The organism is Pseudomonas sp. E6002 (assembly GCF_013385565.1).
Lineage (GTDB): Bacteria > Pseudomonadota > Gammaproteobacteria > Pseudomonadales > Pseudomonadaceae > Aquipseudomonas.
In genome coordinates this window covers 18960-40161 of the sequence record NZ_JACAPT010000057.1, presented here as the reverse complement: position 1 = coordinate 40161, position 21202 = coordinate 18960, and the positions used below count along the sequence as shown (strand labels likewise).

22 protein-coding genes are annotated in these 21202 nt (G+C 60.3%); 13 read left to right on the top strand and 9 right to left on the bottom strand.

The features are described from left to right. Positions 1–13: 13 nt before the first annotated feature. Complete coding sequence (locus HX815_RS30995; RefSeq protein WP_003217951.1) at positions 14–283, bottom strand: PepSY domain-containing protein; 270 nt, start codon at positions 281–283, stop codon at positions 14–16. Positions 284–435: 152 nt separating this feature from the next. Between HX815_RS30995 and HX815_RS30990 the strand changes: the two genes are divergently transcribed. The 7 genes from HX815_RS30990 (at position 436) to HX815_RS30960 (ending at position 6422) form a co-directional block, all read left to right on the top strand. After that, positions 436–1431 carry a FecR family protein gene (locus HX815_RS30990; protein ID WP_087694374.1) on the top strand — a complete coding sequence of 332 codons (996 nt, stop codon included), beginning with the start codon at positions 436–438 and terminating at the stop codon, positions 1429–1431. 318 nt (positions 1432–1749) lie between these two features. Then, positions 1750–2196, top strand: a complete 447-nt coding sequence (locus HX815_RS30985; protein ID WP_003217947.1) for a hypothetical protein — start codon at positions 1750–1752, stop codon at positions 2194–2196. Position 2197: 1 nt separating this feature from the next. Next, entirely contained in the window at positions 2198–2755 is a 558-nt protein-coding gene (locus HX815_RS30980; RefSeq protein WP_102369254.1) for an adhesin, read from the top strand. Between the two features lie 79 nt (positions 2756–2834). After that, positions 2835–3530 carry a hypothetical protein gene (locus HX815_RS30975; protein WP_177029468.1) on the top strand — a complete coding sequence of 232 codons (696 nt, stop codon included), beginning with the start codon at positions 2835–2837 and terminating at the stop codon, positions 3528–3530. Positions 3531–3591: 61 nt separating this feature from the next. Next, positions 3592–4272, top strand: a complete 681-nt coding sequence (locus tag HX815_RS30970) for a C39 family peptidase (RefSeq protein WP_003217941.1) — start codon at positions 3592–3594, stop codon at positions 4270–4272. Positions 4273–4309: 37 nt separating this feature from the next. Then, complete coding sequence (locus HX815_RS30965; RefSeq protein ID WP_003217939.1) at positions 4310–5059, top strand: hypothetical protein; 750 nt, start codon at positions 4310–4312, stop codon at positions 5057–5059. 49 nt (positions 5060–5108) lie between these two features. Further along, complete coding sequence (locus tag HX815_RS30960) at positions 5109–6422, top strand: autotransporter domain-containing protein (RefSeq protein WP_043224814.1); 1314 nt, start codon at positions 5109–5111, stop codon at positions 6420–6422. Between the two features lie 65 nt (positions 6423–6487). On the opposite strand, the gene HX815_RS30955 is transcribed toward HX815_RS30960, so the two are convergent. Further along, a complete protein-coding gene (locus tag HX815_RS30955) occupies positions 6488–7816 on the bottom strand; it encodes a sigma-54 dependent transcriptional regulator (protein WP_003217935.1) in 1329 nt (442 codons plus the stop codon). A 343-nt stretch (positions 7817–8159) separates the two neighbouring features. Here HX815_RS30955 and HX815_RS30950 point away from each other — a divergent pair, with 343 nt between their 5' ends. Next, positions 8160–8420, top strand: coding sequence for a hypothetical protein (locus tag HX815_RS30950; RefSeq protein WP_003217933.1), 261 nt, complete (start codon positions 8160–8162; stop codon positions 8418–8420). A 137-nt stretch (positions 8421–8557) separates the two neighbouring features. Here HX815_RS30950 and HX815_RS30945 read toward each other — a convergent pair whose 3' ends face one another. The 3 genes from HX815_RS30945 to gnd are packed head-to-tail and all read right to left on the bottom strand — an operon-like array spanning position 8558 to position 11906. Continuing rightward, a complete protein-coding gene (locus HX815_RS30945; RefSeq protein ID WP_003217930.1) occupies positions 8558–9382 on the bottom strand; it encodes an HAD family hydrolase in 825 nt (274 codons plus the stop codon). Beyond that, a complete protein-coding gene (gene zwf, locus HX815_RS30940) occupies positions 9379–10902 on the bottom strand; it encodes a glucose-6-phosphate dehydrogenase (protein WP_003217928.1) in 1524 nt (507 codons plus the stop codon). The genes HX815_RS30945 and zwf overlap by 4 nt, the downstream gene beginning before the upstream one ends. After that, complete coding sequence (gene gnd / locus HX815_RS30935; RefSeq protein ID WP_256579633.1) at positions 10899–11906, bottom strand: phosphogluconate dehydrogenase (NAD(+)-dependent, decarboxylating); 1008 nt, start codon at positions 11904–11906, stop codon at positions 10899–10901. Before gnd ends, zwf begins: the two co-directional genes overlap by 4 nt. Positions 11907–12150: 244 nt before the next feature. Here gnd and HX815_RS30930 point away from each other — a divergent pair, with 244 nt between their 5' ends. The 4 genes from HX815_RS30930 to HX815_RS30915 all read left to right on the top strand — a co-directional run bounded on the left by HX815_RS30930 (position 12151) and on the right by HX815_RS30915 (position 16992). Further along, positions 12151–12327 carry a DUF6026 family protein gene (locus tag HX815_RS30930; protein WP_023658901.1) on the top strand — a complete coding sequence of 59 codons (177 nt, stop codon included), beginning with the start codon at positions 12151–12153 and terminating at the stop codon, positions 12325–12327. A gap of 154 nt (positions 12328–12481) precedes the next feature. Continuing rightward, on the top strand, positions 12482–14221 hold the full coding sequence (locus HX815_RS30925) for a phosphoethanolamine transferase CptA (protein WP_087694370.1): 1740 nt from the start codon (positions 12482–12484) through the stop codon (positions 14219–14221). 155 nt (positions 14222–14376) lie between these two features. Beyond that, positions 14377–16626 (top strand): TonB-dependent siderophore receptor, encoded by a 2250-nt coding sequence (locus tag HX815_RS30920; RefSeq protein WP_177029464.1) that lies wholly within the window; start codon positions 14377–14379, stop codon positions 16624–16626. A 150-nt stretch (positions 16627–16776) separates the two neighbouring features. Continuing rightward, on the top strand, positions 16777–16992 hold the full coding sequence (locus HX815_RS30915) for a hypothetical protein (RefSeq protein ID WP_003217916.1): 216 nt from the start codon (positions 16777–16779) through the stop codon (positions 16990–16992). A gap of 98 nt (positions 16993–17090) precedes the next feature. On the opposite strand, the gene HX815_RS30910 is transcribed toward HX815_RS30915, so the two are convergent. The 4 genes from HX815_RS30910 to HX815_RS30895 all read right to left on the bottom strand — a co-directional run bounded on the left by HX815_RS30910 (position 17091) and on the right by HX815_RS30895 (position 19940). Then, entirely contained in the window at positions 17091–17582 is a 492-nt protein-coding gene (locus tag HX815_RS30910) for a GNAT family N-acetyltransferase (protein WP_008432012.1), read from the bottom strand. Between the two features lie 91 nt (positions 17583–17673). Further along, on the bottom strand, positions 17674–18807 hold the full coding sequence (zapE, locus tag HX815_RS30905) for a cell division protein ZapE (protein ID WP_177029463.1): 1134 nt from the start codon (positions 18805–18807) through the stop codon (positions 17674–17676). A gap of 22 nt (positions 18808–18829) precedes the next feature. Then, positions 18830–19171: a nuclear transport factor 2 family protein gene (locus HX815_RS30900; protein ID WP_008432007.1), complete on the bottom strand. Its 342-nt coding sequence runs from the start codon at positions 19169–19171 to the stop codon at positions 18830–18832. Positions 19172–19223: 52 nt separating this feature from the next. Continuing rightward, positions 19224–19940, bottom strand: coding sequence for a YafY family protein (locus tag HX815_RS30895; protein WP_032898885.1), 717 nt, complete (start codon positions 19938–19940; stop codon positions 19224–19226). 183 nt (positions 19941–20123) lie between these two features. Here HX815_RS30895 and HX815_RS30890 point away from each other — a divergent pair, with 183 nt between their 5' ends. Beyond that, positions 20124–21179 (top strand): aldo/keto reductase, encoded by a 1056-nt coding sequence (locus tag HX815_RS30890; protein WP_177029462.1) that lies wholly within the window; start codon positions 20124–20126, stop codon positions 21177–21179. The last annotated feature ends 23 nt before the right edge of the window (positions 21180–21202 follow it).

Genomic DNA, 21202 nt, shown 5'->3' with positions numbered 1-21202 from the left:
CCTGTCAGTTCATTCAGTCTTTCTGATCGCGCAACACATTGCCCGACTCACCGTCGATGCGGAACTCATAGACCACGCCATCGGCCTTGCGCCCCTCACCTTCCCAGTAGCCATCGTTATCGGCTTCGATCTTGTAGATCTGGACGTAACCAGCCTTGGTCTTGGCGGTCTCGATGGCTTTTTCGATGGTGATCCAGCCTGCGCCCGGTTTGTCCGCCAGGGCGGCTCCAGCACTGAGCAAGGCGGTGGTTGCGACAACGGCGGCTAAGGTTTTCTTAAGCATTTTCGTGCTCCATTAGGGAATGAGTGTTACCTGTCCTGAATTTTTTAGGGCCCTGCAGACGAGAATTAGTTCCAATTGATGTGCATTCGCCATGATGGCTGTTCTCGCCGTCCTGCTGTGGAGGTTAGAATGTCGGAAATCAGGATGAGTTAATGACAGATAAGTCCCTATCAGAAGCCGAATACGACGCCATCACCGATGCCGCTGCGCACTGGTGCATGCGTCTGCACGCTGGCGATTGCACGACGGCGGAGCGTCAGGCCTTCGAGCAGTGGCACGATGCGCATCCGCTGCATGCCTTCGAATACGCCGCGATGCTGGAAATCTGGGACGTTGCCGATCACTTGCCCCGCAGCGAGCCGGCCCCCGTCGTGGCGCGACGACAACCTCGCAGCCGTTTGAGGAACTACGCGGTAGCGGCGGCGATATGCCTGGTGGCCTTGCCACTGGCGGCCTTTACCGGCTGGGAAGCAGGCTGGCTGCCCAGCTCGTACAACCATTACGAAGCTGAAAACAGCTTGCGCCAGGTCACCCTTGACGACGGCAGCCAGGTTGAACTTAACCTGGGCACCGAACTGGTCTACAGCAATTTCAAGGATCAGCGTCGGGTTACCCTGAAAAAAGGCGAGGCGTTTTTCAAGGTCAGCCATGACGCGCAACATCCGTTTATCGTCCACGCCGGGGACGGCCAGGTTCGAGTGACCGGCACTCAGTTCAATGTCTGGAAATACGAAGACCATGTGCGGGTCATGCTGCTACAAGGCTCGGTGCTGGTGAGCAGCGACGACGCCCATAGCGGCCTGCGCCTGTCACCCGGGATGCAGGCCAGTTACAACCGTGGCGACGCCAGCCCCCAGGCCCAGCCAATTGCCCCGGGCGACACGGCCCTGGCCTGGCGTGAAGGCAAGCTGATCCTCGACAACCTGGCCCTGGCCGACGCGTTGCCGCTGATCAATCGCTACCTGAGCAAACCCGTGATGCTGGCCGACGCCGGCACCGGCGCGATCCGCATTGGTGGCATCTACAACATCAACGAGGTGTCCAACCTCGTCCCCTCCCTGCCCAAGGTCCTGCCGGTCTACCTGACCCAGAACCAGGACGGCAACCCCGTGCTCAATTCCATTCCGCGCAAAACCCCAAAGAGCTGAGCCAGGGTCATGGGCCTGCGCCCTCCTCCCGGATGCTGCCTGCGTCAAATCGTCCATTTTTGAAACACTTGCACCGGCTGAGCTGACAGCCGGCTGCGGAGTGCCGGGTTTACGGCGCGCAGTGTTTCATCCCTGAGACACCTGCCAGGCGGGCTGGACAAAGGCCCGCTGTCTCACAGTTGAAACACATCCACTGTGCATTCTATCCCCCGCGCTCATAACCCCATGAATGTCATCCCAAATTCAAAAGCGGCACAGCTCCTGCTCTCTTCCTGACAGCGCTGTTTAGGGTCAGCGCCAAGAATAAGGAATGCCGTCGTGAAGACACTTAATCCAGGCTCATTGAGCCTTCTGCTGATCAGCTGTGTACTGAGTACCAGCGTGAGCCTCCCGGTGCTCGCGGCAGGCGACGGTGTGATCGTGATTCAGCGCACCGTCCAGGGCCACATGGCTGGCCGCACCGCTGGCGTCGACCCCAACCCGGTCACCGTCAATGCCAATTCTTCTCCACAGATCCTGCGGGCCACCAGCGAGCTGAGCGACAACGACTACGCCAACATCAGCAGCGGCTCCAGCATCACTCGCGCCATCCTGCCTGGCGGCAACCTTCCCGGCTTGACCAACAACGGGGGTGGCGTAGGCCTTGGTGGCGGCGCAGCGGCCGGCCATGGTGGCGGCTCCAGCCTCTCGGGGCAGATCAACGGCTCAATCTCCCGCGGCATGGCGCCTTTGAACAATATCGGCAGCCTGATGGGAGGCCAGTGAGATGAACCATTCCTGGTTGTTCCTGGCGATCCTGGGCTGCTCGGCGGCCATGGCTGACAACAGCGCAGTGATCGACAACTCCGGCAAGCAATACAACGGCATCGTCTCGATCAACCAGGCGGCCGGCAGTCAGCAACAACAGCTCAACAGCCGCGCGATTTCGGCGGGCAGCAACTCCCAGGCGGGCGGCGCCCTCAGCCAGACCATCGGCGGCGCACCGGCCGATCGCTCCCAGAACGCCAGGGTGGCGATCCAGGGCAGCTCTTTCAGCAATGGCAGCGGTGTACTGGGCGTCAACCAGTCGGCCGGGGCCAGCAACCAGATGATCAATGCCGTGCGGATCAGCGTGAATGCTGGCCCGCAAAGCATCGACGACAGCGTCATGTCGCAACAGAACGTGGCGCTGTCACCAAACTCAGGGTTCACCTCTACCACTGGCAGCCGCCAGGTCGTCACAAGCGACCAGGCCTTCACCGGCAGCCGTGGAGTGGTACAGGTGAATCAGAGTGCCGGGGTGGGGAACCGCATGGCTAACGCCCTGAACGTACAGATCCAATGATTCATTGGAGCTCGAAGCTGGACCGTACCAACACTTAACCAACTAATTAGAAGCAAGGGGAAATACCATGAAAACTACAATGGCTCTTAAACCACTGGCCTTCGCTCTCGCTGCAATCATGGCTGCCGCCGCACATGCCAACCCACCTACTCATCAGCCTACCGCTGCAGTAGCCGCCGTTTCCGATGCGCAATCGAGCAACCACAATGGCGTGCTCAACCTGGGCACCCAGAACAACGCGTCGGCCAACAACTCGTTGAACGGCAGCAGCGGCAACGCCCAGGCCAACATCGCAGCCGGTGATGGCAACCAACAAGACAACCAGACCGCCATCGCGGCCGGTGATGCAGATGCCGTGTTTGCCCTGGGTACCATTACCCAAGACAACCACAACAACGTCTCGGTGCAAGTGGCTACCCACAACAACGCTTCGCTCAACAACTCGGCCAACGGCAGCTCCGGCAACCTGGGTGTGAGCGTTGCCGCGGGTAACTTCAACCAACAGAAAAACCAACTGGCAATTGCTTCTGCCAGTGGTGCCGCCGCCGCTGCTTCGAGCAACACCACTCAAACCAGCGTCGACAACACCTTCCTCAATACCGTGGCCACTCAGTCTGGCCCATGGGGCAGCCACACTTACCTGCCTGTCGTGAACAACGCCAGCGCCAACAACTCGCTTAATGGCTCTTCGGGCAACCTGGGCGCCAACATTGCTGCAGGCGTGGGCAATCAGCAGGGCAACACCACTGTGATTTCCTCCGGCGTACGTTTCTGATGCAACGGGGCCTTGGCAACAAGGCCCCTTTTTATTCCAGTGTCCTCCAGGCCATTCGATCATGCGGATCATCGCCCTCACCCTCCTGTTATTGCTCACCGGCCCGACTTGGGCGGGGCAAATGGCGATTGCTGCCATGCCCGGCGGTGGCGTGATCTTCAAGAAGGTCGAGAGCATCCGTGAACGCAAGTTCGCCAACCTGGTGGAACAGAAAACCGATTTCAGCTGCGGTGCCGCCGCCCTGGCCACCATCCTGCGCCAGGCCTACTGGATGGATGTGGATGAAGACCACATCATCAAGGGCATGCTGGTCAACGCCGATCAGGACCTGGTGCGTACCCAGGGCTTTTCGATGCTGGACATGAAGCGCTACCTGGAAAGCATCGGCATGCGCGCCCGGGGTTACCGGATCAATGCAGACACCCTGCTCACGGTGAAGATCCCGGTGGTGGTGTTGCTGGAGATTCGCGGCTACAAGCACTTCGTGGTGATGCAGCGCGCCGACAAGGACTGGGTGTACATCGGCGACCCGGTACTGGGCCATAAACGCTATGCCCGCGACGACTTCGTCAAAGGCTGGAATGGCATCGTCTTCGCGGTATTGGGCGAAGGTTATGACAAGACCAACGTGCTGCTCGACCCGCCCACCCCACTGACGGCGAAAAACAGAATCAATGAGTTCAGTCCGGTGCGGGACAGTGAATTGATGGACTTCGGTTTTATCCAGAGCGACTTCTTCTAGAAGCGCAATAAGGGGCAGGACGCTCCAGGAGCAAACGATGAACACTTACCGTTGGCTGACGGTCATGTGCCTGGCAGCCTCAATGCCCGCTTATGCGTCATCGGTGTTCAAACCGATTGAAATAAAGGACTCGGAACTGGCTGACCTGCGTGGTCGCTACGTGATGCCGGGGCGGATCATCAGTTTTGGCATCGTGATGAGCAGTACCTGGACCAATGCCGCCGGCGACAGCGTGACCGGCTCGGCCAGCATGAACGTCAACGCGTCGACCGTCACCCCGCAGTTTTATGTGCAGGTAACCGACAGCCCCACCAAAGTCTCGCCCAACCAGCCGAATGGCACCGGCACGGTGGTCGGTGGTGCCGGCCTGGGCAGCGGCCAGGGCGTGACCCAAAGCGTGCGCGCCGCCGGCGATGGCAACACCGCCAGCAATAACGTGAATATCAATGTGAACCAGAATGGCTTGTCGCCGGCCAATGTCGTCCAGTCCGGACAAGCCCTGGTGGCTGGCCAGTCGGTCACCGGCAGCACGGGTGCCGGCCAGGTCACGGTGTCGGCCGCCAATGGCGGGCTGCAAATGGCGATCCTGGCCAACAACAATCAGGGCAATTCGTTGCAGCAGATCGGCGCCGGGAATGTCCTGCAAGGCACGGTTTTGCAGGGTAACAGCAACTTCGTCAGCAACATGACCCAACTCAATGTGGTGCTGGGCAACAACGGTTTGAACAATTTGGGGCAGAACCTGAACCTGAATCAACTCAGGGGCCTACGCCCTAACGGTTATTGAACTACGCTGTGCCTCGACACTTGCGCATTAGAAAGGGACGGCTTATTCCATGCATCGATCGCTATCGTTACGTGCCGTAATTTGTTTAAGCACGCTCCTGCCCGCATCCATGTTGTATGCCGCGCCGGACACCGACATAGACACATTGAAAAAGGAATTGCTGGAGCTCAAGCAACGCTACGAAGTGCAGCAAAAAGCACTGGCGGTGCTGGAGCAACGGGTACGCCAGGTGGAAGAACAACCGGTGGCGCCGCCGCCCAAACGCCTGGCCAAATCCCCGGCAGACTTCCAGAAAGGCGGCACCACAGTGGCCGGCAACACGCCGGGAGTCGGCGCGGCGGCGGCCTCGGGCGGCGCAGCCGGTGGCGCGTCCTACGGCCAGTCCCTCAAGGATGATTCGGCCCCGGCGCAGAGCGTGAGCAACTTGTATAACGAGGCCAGCGGGTTCTTTGGCAACGGCAAGTTCAGCTTTGAAACCGGCGTCACCTATTCCCGCTACGATGCCCGCCAGTTGACCCTCAACGGCTTCCTGGCGCTGGACTCGATCTTCCTCGGCAACATCAACCTGGACCGGATCAAGTCGGATAACTGGACCGTCGACCTCACGGGCCGCTACAACCTCGACAACCGCTGGCAGTTCGATATAAACGTGCCGGTGGTGTACCGCGAGTCGACCTATCAGTCCGGTGGTGCCAACGGTGGCAGCGGCACCGCGACCTCGGAACAATCGGTCACGCGTGACCCGACTATCGGCGACGTCAACTTCGGGATTGCCTACAAATTCCTCGACGAGAGCGTCAACCTGCCGGATGCCGTGGTGTCGGTGCGGGTCAAGGCACCCACCGGCGAAGATCCGTTTGGGATCAAGCTGGTCCAGTCATCCAGCAACACCAACCTCTTCGTGCCGGAAAGCCTGCCCACCGGCAACGGTGTGTGGTCGATCACGCCGGGTATCTCGCTGGTCAAGACCTTCGACCCGGCGGTATTGTTCGGCTCGCTGTCGTACACCCACAACTTCGAAGACTCGTTCAGCGATATCAGCTCCCAGGTCGGCCAGAAGACCCCGGGGAAAGTGCAGTTGGGCGACAGCTTCCAGATCGGCGCAGGCGTGGCGTTTGCGTTGAACGAGAAGATGAGTATGTCGTTCTCGGTGTCCGACCTGGTGCAACGCAAGAGCAAGCTCAAGCCGGATGGCGGCGACTGGCAGTCAGTGGTTTCCAGCGATGCCAACGCGGGTTACTTCAATGTGGGCATGACGATTGCGGCAAGCGACAACCTGACCATCGTGCCGAACCTGGCCATCGGGATCACACCGGATGCGCCGTCGTTCAGCTTCAGCCTGAAGTTCCCGTATTACTTTTAAGGCATGACAACGGGAAAAGCCCCGCAACGATAAGGGTCGTTGCGGGGCTTTTCGGTTTACCCGCCCTAGCGGATCTGGTGTTTGTGCAGCAACCGGTAGAACGTCGGCCGGGAAACCCCCAGCACACGCGCCGCGACACTCAGGTTGTCGCTGTGCCGGTTGAGCACATCGCACAATGCCTGGCGTTCGGCACGGTGCTTGTAATCCTCCAGTGTAGCCATCGGCAGCGCGATTGCCTGCTGGCTTTGCAATCCCAGATCAACGGCTTCGATTTGCCGCCCTTCCGCCAGTACCAGGCCCCGCCGCACGCGGTTGGCCAACTCACGCACATTGCCCGGCCAACCGTGCTCGCCCATGGCCACCAGTGCGTCTTCACTGAAGCTGCGGGGACGGCGGCCGGTTTCCTGGCTGTAGAAGTGTGAAAAATGGTTGGCCAGCATCGCCACGTCACCGTGGCGCTCGCGCAACGGCGCGGTGACCACTTGCAGGACGTTGAGCCGGTAATACAAGTCTTCGCGAAAAGTGCCCTTTGCGACCGCGGCTTCCAGGTCGACGTGGGTGGCCGCCAACACGCGTACATCCACCGCAATCGGCTGGCTGCCGCCGACTCGCTCGATCTGTTTTTCCTGGAGAAAACGCAGCAGGTTGGCTTGCAGCTCCATGGGCAAGTCGCCGATCTCATCGAGAAACAGGGTGCCGCCGTGCGCCGCCTCGATCCGCCCCACCTTGCGCTGATGGGCGCCGGTGAAGGCGCCCTTCTCATGGCCGAACAGTTCGGACTGGATCAGGTGTTCGGGAATCGCCCCGCAATTGATCGCCACAAACGGCTTGGCATGGCGCTGGGATTGGCGATGCAAGGTACGCGCGACCAATTCCTTGCCGGTGCCGCTGTCGCCACGGATCAACACCGGGGATTCAGTGGGCGCCAGCTTGGCGAGCAGCTTGCGCAATTCCCGGATCGGACGGCTGTCCCCCAGCAACTCGTGTTCCGGCTGGCCCGCAGGCGCGTTGTTGCCCTTGCCCCGCAGGCGCGCCATGCCGAAGGCGCGGCCCAGGGTGACCTGCACCCGCGACACGTCAAACGGCAAGGTATGGAAGTCGAAGAACCACTCACAGACAAAATCGCCGACATTCTGCAGGCGCAGCACTTCCTGGTTAAGCACCGCAATCCACTCGGTGCCGCTGCGGCTGATCAGTTCCTTGACCGCTTCGGGTCGCTCCAGGTGAAACGGCTGCAGGCGCAACAAACCCACGTCACAGGAGCGCTCACCCACCGACTCGAGGGCGCAGCTGTCCACGTCCCACCCCGCTGCGCGCAAACCGGGCAATAGCCGGTGGCAGTCATCACAGGGATCGACCACAAGCAGGCGGCGCGGGGCAGGTGTAACAATCATGACTATTCCTTGGCGTCAAAATCGTTAAAGTTATTTAAAAACAAATATTTGCAAAGTCTGCTGGTAACCCTAGCAAGATCTTGACGCACCCTTTGTACCGATTCGCTATAAGTCGCGAACGAACCGGGTCTTTTATGTCAGTCGGGTGCGGTCAATTGCCGCGGCGTAACTTTCATGAGGCTTTCAAAATAGCCCCTTACATGACTTTAATCAGGGAAAGTTAAAAAATCTTCTTCTAACATGTGACCCGCACCCGGTGATCGTGCATCAGTACAAGTAACCAGTCGTTAGGCACGCCCAACCAACGGCTTCCACTTGAATGGGCATTTAGAGAGAAGACCCCATGAACGCCCCGCTCCGCATCAACGAAGCTCTTTTGATCGCAGACCGTGCTTTCCAGCCCTTTCAATGTGTGGCCTGGCACGACGGCAACGGCGCCCTGAGCCTGAGCGTCATCGACCGCACCAATACCCGTATCGGTAGCAAGCAGCTGTCTTCCAGCACTTATACCGACCCGGCACAGCTTGAGAACTTGCTGTTGCAGGCCCGTGCCGAACTCGACAAAGATGGCTACCAGTTGCAATCCTGGGCAATGCCCAAGTAACTGAAGCGTGAGTGAGACGGCACCCGAAAGTGTGCCGCCCGGCTGCGCAATATATTGACCCGCACTAACTCAAGTGGACAGTCAGCCATGCAAGTTGCAACTTTGCATAGCTGACTACTTATTAGTGTGGTTACCGATCAATAGGCCGATAGAATAAACCGCTCGATGGCTTCCGCCGCACCGTCATCGACATTGCTGCCGGTCACGACGCTGGCCTGGCGCTTGACCACCTCTTCTGCCTGGCCCATGGCAATCGACAACCCCGCCACATGAAACATCGCCGGGTCATTGCCGCCATCACCGATGGCTGCGGTCTGTTGCAGTGGCACACCGAGGTGCGCCGCAAGGGTTCTCAATGCTTCACCCTTGTTGGCCTTCATGGCGGTGACATCCAGGAACACCGGCTGCGAACGCGACACCTGGGCCAATCCCTCGACCCTGGGCTGCAACTGCGCCTCAAGCTCCATCAGCAGCTGGGTATTGGTACTGGCAGCAACAATCTTGTCGACCCGATCCAGATACGGCTCGAAGCTCTCCACCACGATCGCCCCATAGCCCAGGCCGTGCTCCTCGCGAACCGCCATCGGTCCGCCGGGATCGCGACGCAGCCAGTCCCCGTCGGCAAACAGCCAGACTTCAACGTCCGGCTGCGGCGTAAACAAGGCCAACGCCACCAGCGCCGCTTCTGCCGGCAAGTGATGCGCCACCAGAATACTGCCGTCGGGATTGACCAGCGTGCCGCCGTTGAAGCCGGCAATCGGCACATCGATGCCCAGTGCTTCGACCTGCTGACGCATGGCCTTGGGCGGTCGCCCGCTGGCCAGGCTGAAAAACACCCCGGCCGCGCGCAAGGCGCGAACCGTATCAATGGTGCGCTGGCTGAGGCTGTGATCCGGATGCAGCAACGTGCCATCCATATCACTCAACACAAAACGGATGGGTTGACTCGGCAAGTCACTCATCCGAGGCTGTGCCAGGTACGGCCATCGCGGGCCAGCAACGCATCAGCCGCCGCCGGGCCGTCCTCACCCGCCTTGTAGGCCTGGATGCCGTCGTCCTGCTTCCACGCATCGAGAAAAGGCTGCACCGCACGCCAGCCGTTCTCGATGTTGTCGGCGCGCTGGAACAAGGTCTGGTCGCCGGTCATGCAGTCGTAGATCAGGGTTTCGTAACCTGTCGACGGCTGCATCTCGAAGAAGTCCTTGTAGGCAAACCCCAGTTCCACGTTGGCCATGTCCAGGGTCGGCCCGGGCTTTTTCGCCAGCAGGTCGAACCACATGCCTTCATTCGGCTGGATCTGGATCTTCAAGTACGTCGGCTTGAGTTCATCGACCTCGGTATCACGGAACTGCGCGTAAGGCGCCGGCTTGAAGCAGATGATGATCTCGGTGTCGCGGATGCTCATGCGCTTGCCGGTGCGCAGGTAAAACGGCACACCCACCCAACGCCAGTTGTCGATCAACACCTTGAGGGCAACGAAGGTCTCGGTGCTGCTGTCGGGCGCAACATTGGCCTCTTCGCGGTAACCCGGCAACTGCTTGCCGCCGACTTCACCCGAGGTGTACTGGCCACGCACCGAGTTGGCCCGTGCGTCTTCCAGCGACCAGGGCCGGATGGCCCCGATCACCTTGGCCTTCTCGCCCCGCACTGCGTCGGCGCCAAAGGCAGCCGGCGGTTCCATGGCGACCATCGCCAGCAACTGGAACAGGTGATTGGGCACCATGTCCCGCAGGGTGCCGGTGTGTTCGAAGAAACTGCCACGCGTTTCCACGCCGACGGTTTCGGCGGCGGTGATTTGTACGTGGTCAATGTAGTGGTTGTTCCAGAACGCCTCGAACAGCACATTGGAAAAACGGCTGATGAGGATGTTCTGGACGGTTTCCTTGCCCAGGTAATGGTCGATGCGGTAGATCTGCTTTTCGCTCATCACCTTGAGCAGGCAGGCGTTCAGCGCTTCGGCGGTGGCGAGGTCGGAGCCGAACGGCTTTTCGATCACCACCCGGCGGAACGCCTCCGGGGTTTCTTCCAGCAAGCCGGCCGCGCCGAGGCGCTGCACCACTTCGGCGAAGAAACGCGGCGCAGTGGCGAGGTAAAACACCGCATTGCCAGTACCGCTGTCGGCAATCTTCTTGCCGATATCGGCGTAGGTGCCGTCGTCGAGGAAATCACCCTCGACGTAGCTGATGCCTTTGGCCAACTGTTCCCACAATGCAGGGTCCAGGGCGTTCTCGGCATTGCCCTTGACCTTGCTGGCGGCCTCGGTGCGAATGAAGTCCTCGAGCTTCTTGGCGAAATCGGCGTCGCTGATGGCGTTGTGATCAACGCCGACAATGCGCAAGCCATCGCCCAGCAGCCCGTCGCGGCTGAGGTTGTACAGCGCCGGCATCAGCAGGCGCTTGACCAGGTCACCATGGGCACCAAACAGAAACAGTGTGGTGGGCGGAGCGGGTTCGGCCTTGGGTTTCTTGCCGTTGGCGGTCATTTTTTGGGAGTCTCCACATGGCCGCCAAAGCCGAAGCGCATGGCAGAAAGCATTTTGTCACCGTAGGTACTTTGCTGGCGGGAGCGGAAGCGTGCGAACAGCGAGTTCGACAGCACCGGAACCGGTACCGATTGTTCCATGGCGGCCTCGATGGTCCAGCGGCCTTCGCCACTGTCGGCGACCGAGCCGGAATACCCGTCGAGCTTCGGATCGGTGGCCAGGGCGTCGGCGGTCAGGTCCAGCAGCCAGGACGACACCACGCTGCCGCGGCGCCAGACTTCGGCGATATCGGCAACATTCAGGTCGAAGCGCTGGTCTTGCGGCAGGTTCTCCGAATTCTTGGTCTTGAGGATGTCGAAACCTTCGGCGAAGGCCTGCATCATCCCGTACTCGATGCCGTTGTGGATCATCTTGACGAAGTGCCCGGAACCGGCAGGCCCTGCGTGGATATAGCCGCGCTCGGCACGGCTGTCCGCTGCGGCGGAACGGTCCTTGGTACGCGGGATGGTGCCCAGGCCCGGTGCCAGGCTTTCGAAGATCGGGTCCAGCAGCTTAACGGTCTCGGCGTCGCCGCCGATCATCATGCAGTAGCCGCGCTCCAGGCCCCAGACGCCGCCGGAGGTGCCGACGTCGACATAGTGCAGGCCTTTTTCCGACAGGGCCTTGGCCCGACGGATGTCATCCTTATAGAAGGTGTTGCCGCCGTCGATGATCACATCACCGTCTTCAAGCAGTTGGCTCAGTTCTTCAATGGTGTTCTCGGTCGGGTCGCCTGCCGGCAGCATCACCCAGATCGCCCGTGGCTTTTGCAGCCCGGCCACCAGGCCTGCCAGGTCAGCAACGCCCGTGGCGCCCTCGCCTGCCAGACCTTTTACGAATGCTTCATTGCGGTCGTAAACCACGGTGGTATGCCCATTGAGCATCAGGCGCCGCGCAATGTTGCCACCCATGCGGCCTAGTCCAATAATCCCCAGTTGCATGTGCTGATGCTCCTTACTACGAATAAATGTGTGTCACAGTTTATAGCGCAATGAGGCTAATGAGGGTTAGTCCAGAGCGGATTGGCATAGTTTCATGACAAAAAGTGGCCATCCTTTCGCCTTCAGTGGGTTAAAAGTCACAACGACCATCAAAAATAAAAAAGTTCCCTTCATTAAAAAAAGAATTCAGAATTGCCCCGACTGTTGCCGAGAGCCTCGATTCAAGCGCTCTGGCACCGCGATAGACCGGCTATTTGCGAGGTAAGCAATGAGCACTGCACACATGACCCGTCCGCCACAGACCCTCTACGTCACCATTCGCCGCGATGAATTGCGCCAGTTGAAAAACGAGCGCGACCAACTGCAGCAGGAAGTCATGCGTTTGCGCTCGCACCTGCAGGGCCAGCTCAATCAGCCGTCCGGCACCCAGCCCGCACTTTGCTGAACGTGGGCTGAACGAACCGTTCAGGAATAACTCACGAAGTTTTCACATCCCCCTCCCGATACTCCCGCCGAATAGGGCCGCGCTACGTGCGCAGGCCCTCTGTTTGCGTGCATCCCTGCGCGTTGACACTGAAATTATCGGGTTGGAGCGCTGGATGGCGATGTTCAAACGCAGCACTACGTCTGCGAAAGGTTTTGATTGGGCCGGCCTCGGCTGGATGTTTCTGTTCTTCTGGTATTTCTCGGGCATTACCCAACTGCTGATCCAACTGACCGGCACCTCCGGCTTCAGTGGTTTCCGCCAGGCATTCTTCATGAGCGCCCTGTGGCTGGCGCCGATGCTGTTGTTCCCACGTCGCGCGCGCCTGGTGGCGGGGTTGATTGGCGTGGTGCTGTGGGCCTGTTCCATGGCCAGCCTGGGTTATTTCTTCATCTACCAGCAGGAATTCTCTCAAAGCGTCATCTTCATCATGTTCGAGTCGAACATCTCTGAAGCCGGCGAATACGCCACCCAATACTTTGCCTGGTGGATCGTGCTGGCGTTCATTGCCCACACCGCCATGGCCGTTTTCCTGTGGACCCGCGTACGCCCGGTTTACCTGCCACGTGGCCAGGCCATGCTGGCGGCTGCCGCAATCGTGATTGCCATCGTCGGCTACCCGCTGGTCAAGCAGATCGCCAAGAGCGAGACCATGGAACTGGCCATCGACCGCTTCGAAACCCGTATCGAGCCGGCAGTGCCATGGCAGATGATCGTCGCCTACCGCCGCTACACCGAACAACTGGATAACATGCAAGGCATGCTGACCAGCGCCAGCAAGATCCCGCCCCTGACCAACCTCAAGGACAGCATGGCCGGCCAGCCATCGACCCTGGTGCTGGTGATCGGCGAGTCCACCAACCGCCAGCGCATGAGCCTGTATGGCTACCCGCGCAACACCACGCCGGAACTGGACAAGCTGCGGGACCAACTGGCGGTGTTCGACAACGTCATTACCCCGCGCCCGTACACCATCGAGGCGCTGCAACAGGTGCTGACCTTCGCCGACGAAGAAAACCCGGACCTGTACCTCAAGACCCCGTCCATCGTCAGCGTGATGAAGCAGGCCGGCTACAAGACCTTCTGGATCACCAACCAGCAGACCATGACCAAGCGCAACACCATGCTCACGACCTTCTCCGAACAGGCCGACGAGCAGGTGTACCTGAACAACAACCGCAACCAGAATGCGCGCCAGTATGACGGCGACGTGCTGGAGCCGTTTGCCAAGGCCATGTCCGACACCGCCGAACGCAAATTCATCGTGGTGCACCTGCTGGGTACCCACATGAGCTACCAGTACCGCTACCCGCCGACCTTCGACAAGTTCACCGACCGCCAGGGCGTGCCTGAGGGGGTCAGCGACGCACAGTTGCCGACCTACAACAGCTACGACAATGCGGTGCTTTACAACGATTTCGTGGTGTCGAGCCTGATCAAGGACTACGCCAAGACCGATCCGAACGGTTTCCTGCTGTACCTTTCCGACCACGGCGAAGACGTGTTCGATTCGGCCGGCCACAACACCCTGGGCCGTAACGAAGGCAAACCGACAGCACCGATGTACACCATTCCGTTCATGGCCTACGCATCACCCAAGTGGCGTGAAAGCCATGACTGGAGTTTTGCCGGTGACTTGCAGCGCCCTTACACCAGCTCGCAGCTGATCCATACCTGGGCCGACATGGCCGGGTTGAGCTTCGACGAACTGGACCACAGCAAGAGCCTGGTCAGTGACAGCTTCAAGCCTCGGCCACGGATGATTGGCGACCCGTATGCACGCCAGCAAAAACCGCTGATTGATTTCAGCCTGATCAAGCCCAAGCCAGACGCCGTCAACGTGGTCGTCAAGTAGCTTGAATCGCCCGGGTTTCATCCGCGCAAAGCGGTGAAACCCGATTTGGCGGCAACGTTAAGATAATAATTATTCTCGTTTAGCGCTAAAGTTCCCCGCCTCCTTTCGTCTTTGAGCCAATGGCATTTTTCATAGACGACAAGGAGTTCGCCGCGATGTTCGCGCCTATTACCCGTTCCATGACCTTGACCCTGGGCCTCTTCAGCGTGGTGCTGAGCCCGGACCTGCTGGCCGAAAACGACCCCGACCAGGAATCCCAAGCGCCGGCCAAAGCCCTGGAACTGGGCAGCACCAGCATCACCGCCGAAGGCCTTGGCGCCAACACCGAACACACCGGTGCCTACACCACAGGCTCAATGGGCACCGCCACCCGGCTGAACCTGTCCATCAAGGAAACCCCGCAGTCAGTCTCGGTGATCACCCGCCAGCAGATGGACGACTTCAACCTCAACACCCTGACCGAAGTGATGCGCCAGACCACCGGCGTGGTGGTGCAGCACCTGGACTCCGACCGGGTCGGCTATTCCTCGCGCGGCTACGGCATCACCAACTTCCAGATTGACGGCATGCTCAACACCTTCGGCCGCATGAAGTCCGATGCCGACACCATCATCTACGACCGGGTCGAAGTGGTCCGCGGCGCCACCGGCCTGACCACCGGCGCCGGCGACCCCTCGGCCACGGTCAACATGGTGCGCAAACGCCCGACCGCACAGTGGCAGGCCAAGACAGGCGTCAGTGGCGGCTCCCACGACAATTACTACAGCTACCTGGACGTTGGCGGCCCCCTGGCATTTGACGGGCGCCTGCGCGGCCGCACGGTGCTCGCCTACCGTGACAGCCAGTCCTACCGCGACAACTACGCGCTGCAACGGGAAGTCGGCTACGGCATCCTCGAAGGCGACCTGACCGACGACACGGTGCTGGCGGTGGGCTTCGATTACCAGAACAAGCATGTGCAGGGCACCGCGTGGGGCACCTTGCCCTACTGGAACAGCGACGGCAGCAAAGCCAGGCTGCCCCGCTCCGCCAACATCGCGGCCCACTGGAGTTCCTGGCCGCTGAAAGATGAAACCACCTTCGCTACCCTCGACCACCGCCTGGCGGGTGACTGGCACCTGAAGGCCGCCTATACCCACCGTGAAAGCGACACCGACGGCAAGGTCTATTACGGCGGCTCAGGCTTCCCGAATGCCGACCGCAGCGGCATGACCGCCTGGACCAGCCACATGCTCGGCACCTCGAAAATGGACGTGGTCGACTTGAACCTGTCCGGGTCCTATGCCCTGCTGGGTCGTGAGCACGAATTGATGGTGGGTTACGGCGAGTCCGAGCAGCGTGACGCTTCGCCACACCTGCGCAGCGGTACGGTGCCGAAGGACTACACCAGCATCGACGATTGGAAACACATGGGCGGGATCGGCAAATTCCCCGACACCAACACCGGCCTCAAGGGCGAACAAGGCAGCACCCGCCAAAAGGCCGGCTACCTGGCCACCCGCCTGAGCCTGACCGATCGCCTGCATGCGGTATTGGGCAGCCGCTACGGCAGCTGGGAGATCGAGAGCACCACCTACAACTACAACAGGGACACTGACCAGTTCCTCGGTACGTCAAAATCCAGCCAGACCCACAACGACATGTGGACACCCTACGCCGGCCTGCTCTACGACCTGACCCCGGAGTACACCGTCTACGCCAGCTACACCGACATCTTCAACCCGCAGGAAGAACGCAACGCCGGCAAGCAATACCTGGAGCCGGTGGTAGGCAGCAACTATGAAGTGGGCATCAAGGGCAGCCTGCTGGAAGAGCGCCTGAACCTGGCGGCCGCGTACTTCTGGAGCAAACAGGACAACGTCGCGGAACTGGACAGTTTGACCCCACCGGATCCGGAGACCGGTGAGCAGTTCTTCACATCCGGCGGCAAAGGCAACAAGGTTCAGGGTTTCGAGGTAGAGGTGTCCGGAGAGGTGCGCCCCGACTGGAACCTGACCGCCGGATACACCTACACCCACTCGCTGAACGGTGACAAGCAGCGCAACAACACCCACCTGCCACTGAACCTGTTGCGCGTGTCCACGGCCTACCGCCTGCCCGGCGAATGGCACGCGCTGACGGTCGGCGGCGCGGTGAATTGGCAAAGTGACTTCTACGACTTCGCCTATCGCCCGGTTGGCCGGGACACCAATGGAGCCCTGATCAGGGAGCGCACCCGGATCACCCAGCAGGCCTATACCGTGGTCAACCTGATGTCGCGCTATGAGTTCGATGACCACTTGTCGGCGTCACTTAATATCAACAACCTATTTGATAAAAAATATTACGAGCGCGTCGGCTTCTATAACGGCGTGTATTGGGGAGACCCGCGCTCTATCAGCGTTGCACTGGACTGGAAGCTCTGAATTCATCGCTGCTAAAGATTGGAAGTTAACGAAATCGTTAACTTTCGGTCAGCGCGAGGTTAACCCTTACTTAATATCATTGGCCCACAGTCTCCCCATCCCGCCGCTGATGACAACGCGCGGACCCAACACACTTACTGAGACACTGCCATGAAATTTTCGACTGTTATCCTTGCCGGCCTGATGACCATGACTTCCGTAGCCGCCTTTGCAGAAGGCGGCTCAGAGCGTTCGAAGGAGTTCTACAACAACTTCACCTTCGTTCAGGAACAGACTCACGGTGCTGCCCAGCAAACCGCAATGGCTGACGGCAAGACCGAAAAGCCGGCAACGGCCGACCAAACTACCAACACACCGAACAGCTGATTTACCCGCAATACCTGTGCTATTCCGCTCTGATAGCCAAGGTCAATTTGGCGCCACTTGCTGGCGCCTTTTTTTGCCTTTAATTAAATAAACTTTAATTAAAGCGGCTTGCTCCAGAACAACATCCGGCCATGTTGCGGATCAAATACCGAATCATCAAACCCAAACTTTCGATACGCCGACTGCGCCACGGCGTTGCCTTCAAGCACCTCGAGGGTGATCTTGCAGCAACCGCGCTGGCGAGCAATTTCCTCGACCTTTTGCAGCATCTTCTGACTCAGCCCCAGGCCACGGAATTGATCCATCACCACCACGTCGTGCACGTTGACCAGCGGGCGGCAGGCAAAGGTGGAAAACCCTTCAAAGCAGTTCACCAGGCCGGCCGGCGTACCGCCGACAAAGGCCAGCACACTGAACGCGTGGGCACGCTTGGCCAGCTCTGCCGGCAGTTGCTGCAAGCGGTCGGCCGGCAGGCTGTGGCCACCGCCCATGGGGTCTTCGGCGTAATGATTGAGCACCAGGCCAATGGCCTCGGCGTGTACCGGATTGGTGTAGCTGGCTTGCAGCACCAGGATGTCTGCGCTGTCCATTTCCTTCCTCGTTGACGGTGCGACAGGGACTCGGTCCCCATAAAAGGGCTCGATTGTAAGCGTGGTGCAGGCATTAGATGAAGGAGATTAACTACATTTGCCCGCGTGAAAGCGCGCCAGGCTCGCCAAACCGTGCCAGTTGCATCTCCTGCAGGCGGCTCAGGGTGCGGCGGAATGGAAACTCCAGGTAACCCTCGGTGTAGAGGCTTTCCAGCGGCACCCGGGCCTCGATGTACAGCGGCACCTTGCGGTCGTAGCACTCGTCCACCAGCGCGATAAAACGCCGGACGCTGTCGTCATGCACCGACAGTTCCGGCAGTTCCCGGTCCCCGGCGTCCACCCGTTCGGCAGCGTCTTCGGTGCCACGGGCGATTCGTCCCGGGCGCTTTTGCGCGCTGAGGTTGGGCACCTCGCCGAGCAAAATGGCCTTGAACCGATCACACAGCAGCATGAAATCCATCGCCGCCAACGGCTGTTCACACAGGTCGGCGTAGCGACACCACAGCACGGTTTCACTGGACTGCACTGCCACGATGCAGCGGTAGCCGACAGCAATCGGGGCGCTGCTCACTGCCTGTCCGGCGCTTAACTGGCGAAACACCTCGGCCAACGCTTCGGGCTGGTCGACCCAGTAACGCTGCAGTGCGGTGCCCGGGTGCAGGCGATGATCCTCCCCGCCATCGACTGCCACCACCCGCATATGCTGTTTGATCGCTTCGATTCCCGGCAGGAAACGATCCCGGTTGAAACCGTCGGCGTACAGCTGGTCCGGTGGCTGGTTGGACGTGCAGACCATCACCACGCCTTCCTTGAACATCACCTGGAACAGCCGACCGAGGATGATGGCGTCACCAATGTCGTTGACAAACAACTCATCGAAACACAGCACCCGCACTTCCCGGCTCAGTTCGCGGGCCAGGGCCTGCAAGGGATCGTGGGTGCCCGTGAGCTGGAATGAACGCTGGTGCACCCAGCCCATGAAGTGATGAAAATGCTGGCGCCGCGCTGGCACTCCCAGGCTTTGGTAGAACTGGTCCATCAGCCAGGTCTTGCCCCGGCCGACCGGGCCCCACAGGTACACCCCGGTGATGGGCCCATGGCCGTGGTGCAAGGCCTGATGGCAGTCCTGCAGGGCTTGCACCGCTTCACGCTGGGCGTCGTCGGGGACAAAACCCTGTTCGGTGATGGCGTGCTGATAGGCGGCAAGTGGCGAGTCGAAAGTCATGCCCGGCAGTATGCCATGACGGCTACAGGGAAATATCCAATCGGGCAATCTTGCCGTGTTCATTGAGGCGGAAGGTATAGCGCAGCTCCAGCGGGCTGCCGGGAAAGCTGCCGGTGATCAGGTTGCTGACCAGCACCTTGCCCGTGCGGTGCTGCACATTCAGCACCTGGACCCTGGGCTGGTAACGACGCCCGGTGTCTTCCATCCAGCGGGCGATGGCGGCTGTACCGACCCGGTGCTCGCCTTCGTCGAACACGTTGGCATCTTCGGCGAAACAGTCGGCCACCAGCGAGGTGTCGCCGGCATTCGCCGCGGCAATGTAGGTTGCAATAGCCGGGGCCAGTTCAGGGGTGGGTTGGGACATGGTGACATCTCCTTTTTAGTGATTTATGGAGCCATCCTAAAGCAGCGTTGTGTCAGTTCTTGTCAGGAGTGAACGGCCCGGATTCGTTCTGTTCCATCAGCTTGCGCCAGCCCCGCAACCAGTCGCTGCGGCGGCCAGGATAACGTTCACCTTGCAGGCGCGCGGCGGCCACTCGGTCGGTGCGGAAGGTGCGATAGGCCCCACGCAATTCACACCACGCGACGATCACCCGCACTTCGTTGAGAAAGCCCAGGGCCAGGGGCCAGATCAGGCGCTGGCTGGCGGTCTGGCTGGCATCGGCGTAGTCGATGTGCAGCTTGGCCTGGCCGCGAATGGCCTCGCGGAACACATTCAACGGCACGCGGTTTTCCGGGTAGCCGAAGCCTGGCGGGCCCGGCAGCACCGTCGGATTGCGCAAGGCTTCCTGGGCAGCCGGGTCAAGCACGTCGGCGATCTTTGCAAGCGCATTGGCCGCCGCCTGGCTCAGTACGTCATCACCGCGCTGGTCGACATACCGCAAGCCCAGCACGATGGCTTCGGTCTCGTCGGCATTGAGCATCAGCGGCGGCAGAAACAGGCCCGCACGCAGCACATAGCCCACGCCCGCCTCGCCGTAGATCGGTGCGCCCAACGCGGTCAGTTCGGCGATATCGCGGTACAGCGTGCGCTCGGAAATCTCCAGTTCTGCCGCCAGCACGGCGGCCGTCACCGGGCGCTTTTTGCCCCGCAGGACTTGCAACAAGGTCAACAGACGACTGGTACGCGACACGTTGATCATGCTCGAAAAAGAAAGGTGGCGCAGCTTAGCAGAGGCCTCCGTCAGAAAGTGTCAGGAGCAGGCACCCTTCCCTTCAGCCGCCAAAAAAAGCCCCTTGACGAAATATATGACTCGCATCATATTTAATAGATGTTGCGAAACATTTAAACCAACCACAGCGTCAGGAGTTTCGGTATGCGCAATAAAGTCTTTGGCCGTCGCAGCGGCCTGCGGGTTTCAGAGCTGGCCCTGGGTACCGCCAATTTCGGCACAGGCTGGGGCCACGGCGCCGAGCGCGACGAGTCCAAGCGAATCTACGACGGCTATCTGGAGGCCGGCGGAAACTTCCTCGATACTGCCAACGGCTACCAGTTCGGCCAATCGGAAGTGCTGCTCGGCGAGTTCATTGCCTCGGAACGCGACCGCCTGGTGATCGCCAGCAAATACACCCTGCGCACCCAGCCTCAAGACGAAGGCACCCTCAAGCTTGGCAACAACCGCAAGAACATGGTGCGCGCCGTCGAAGAAAGCCTGAAACGCTTGAACACCGACCACATCGACCTGTTCTGGGCGCATATCAGCGACAACGTCACGCCGATGGAAGAGATCCTGCGGGGTTTTGATGACCTGGTGCGTGCCGGCAAGATCCACTACGCCGGGCTGTCCAACTTCCCCGCCTGGCGCATTGCCCGCGCCGACCTGCTCGCTGAAGTGCGCGGCTTTGCACCCCTGGTAGCGATCCAGACCGAATACAGCCTGGCCGAACGCACCGCTGACCGCGAGCTGCTGCCCATGGCCGAGGCCCTGGGCCTGGCCGCGACTTTATGGTCACCGCTGGGGGGTGGTTTTCTGACCGGGAAGTACCGCAACAGCCAGGACGATACCCGCGCCAGCAAGCTGGGGATTTTGGTCCACGCTGAAAAAAGTGCACGGGAAACCGCAGTGCTCGACACCCTGCTGGCGGTTGCCGGTGAACTGGACGCCACGCCGACTCACATCGCCATCGCCTGGCTGCGGGAAAAGGCCCGTCGTTCCACTACCGCGCTGATCCCGATCCTGGGGCCGCGTACCCGCGAACAGCTGGACGGCACCCTGGGTGCGTTGAGTGTGCAACTCTCGGCTGAGCAAGTGGACCGTCTGGATGCTGCCAGCGCGATACCGCTGGGCGTGCCCCACGAGATGATCGCGGAGCGCTTCCCACGTTATACGGACGATGATGCACAAGACCTGCGCTGGCCGCCGGTTATCTAAGACCCGTTGTGGCGAGGGAGCTT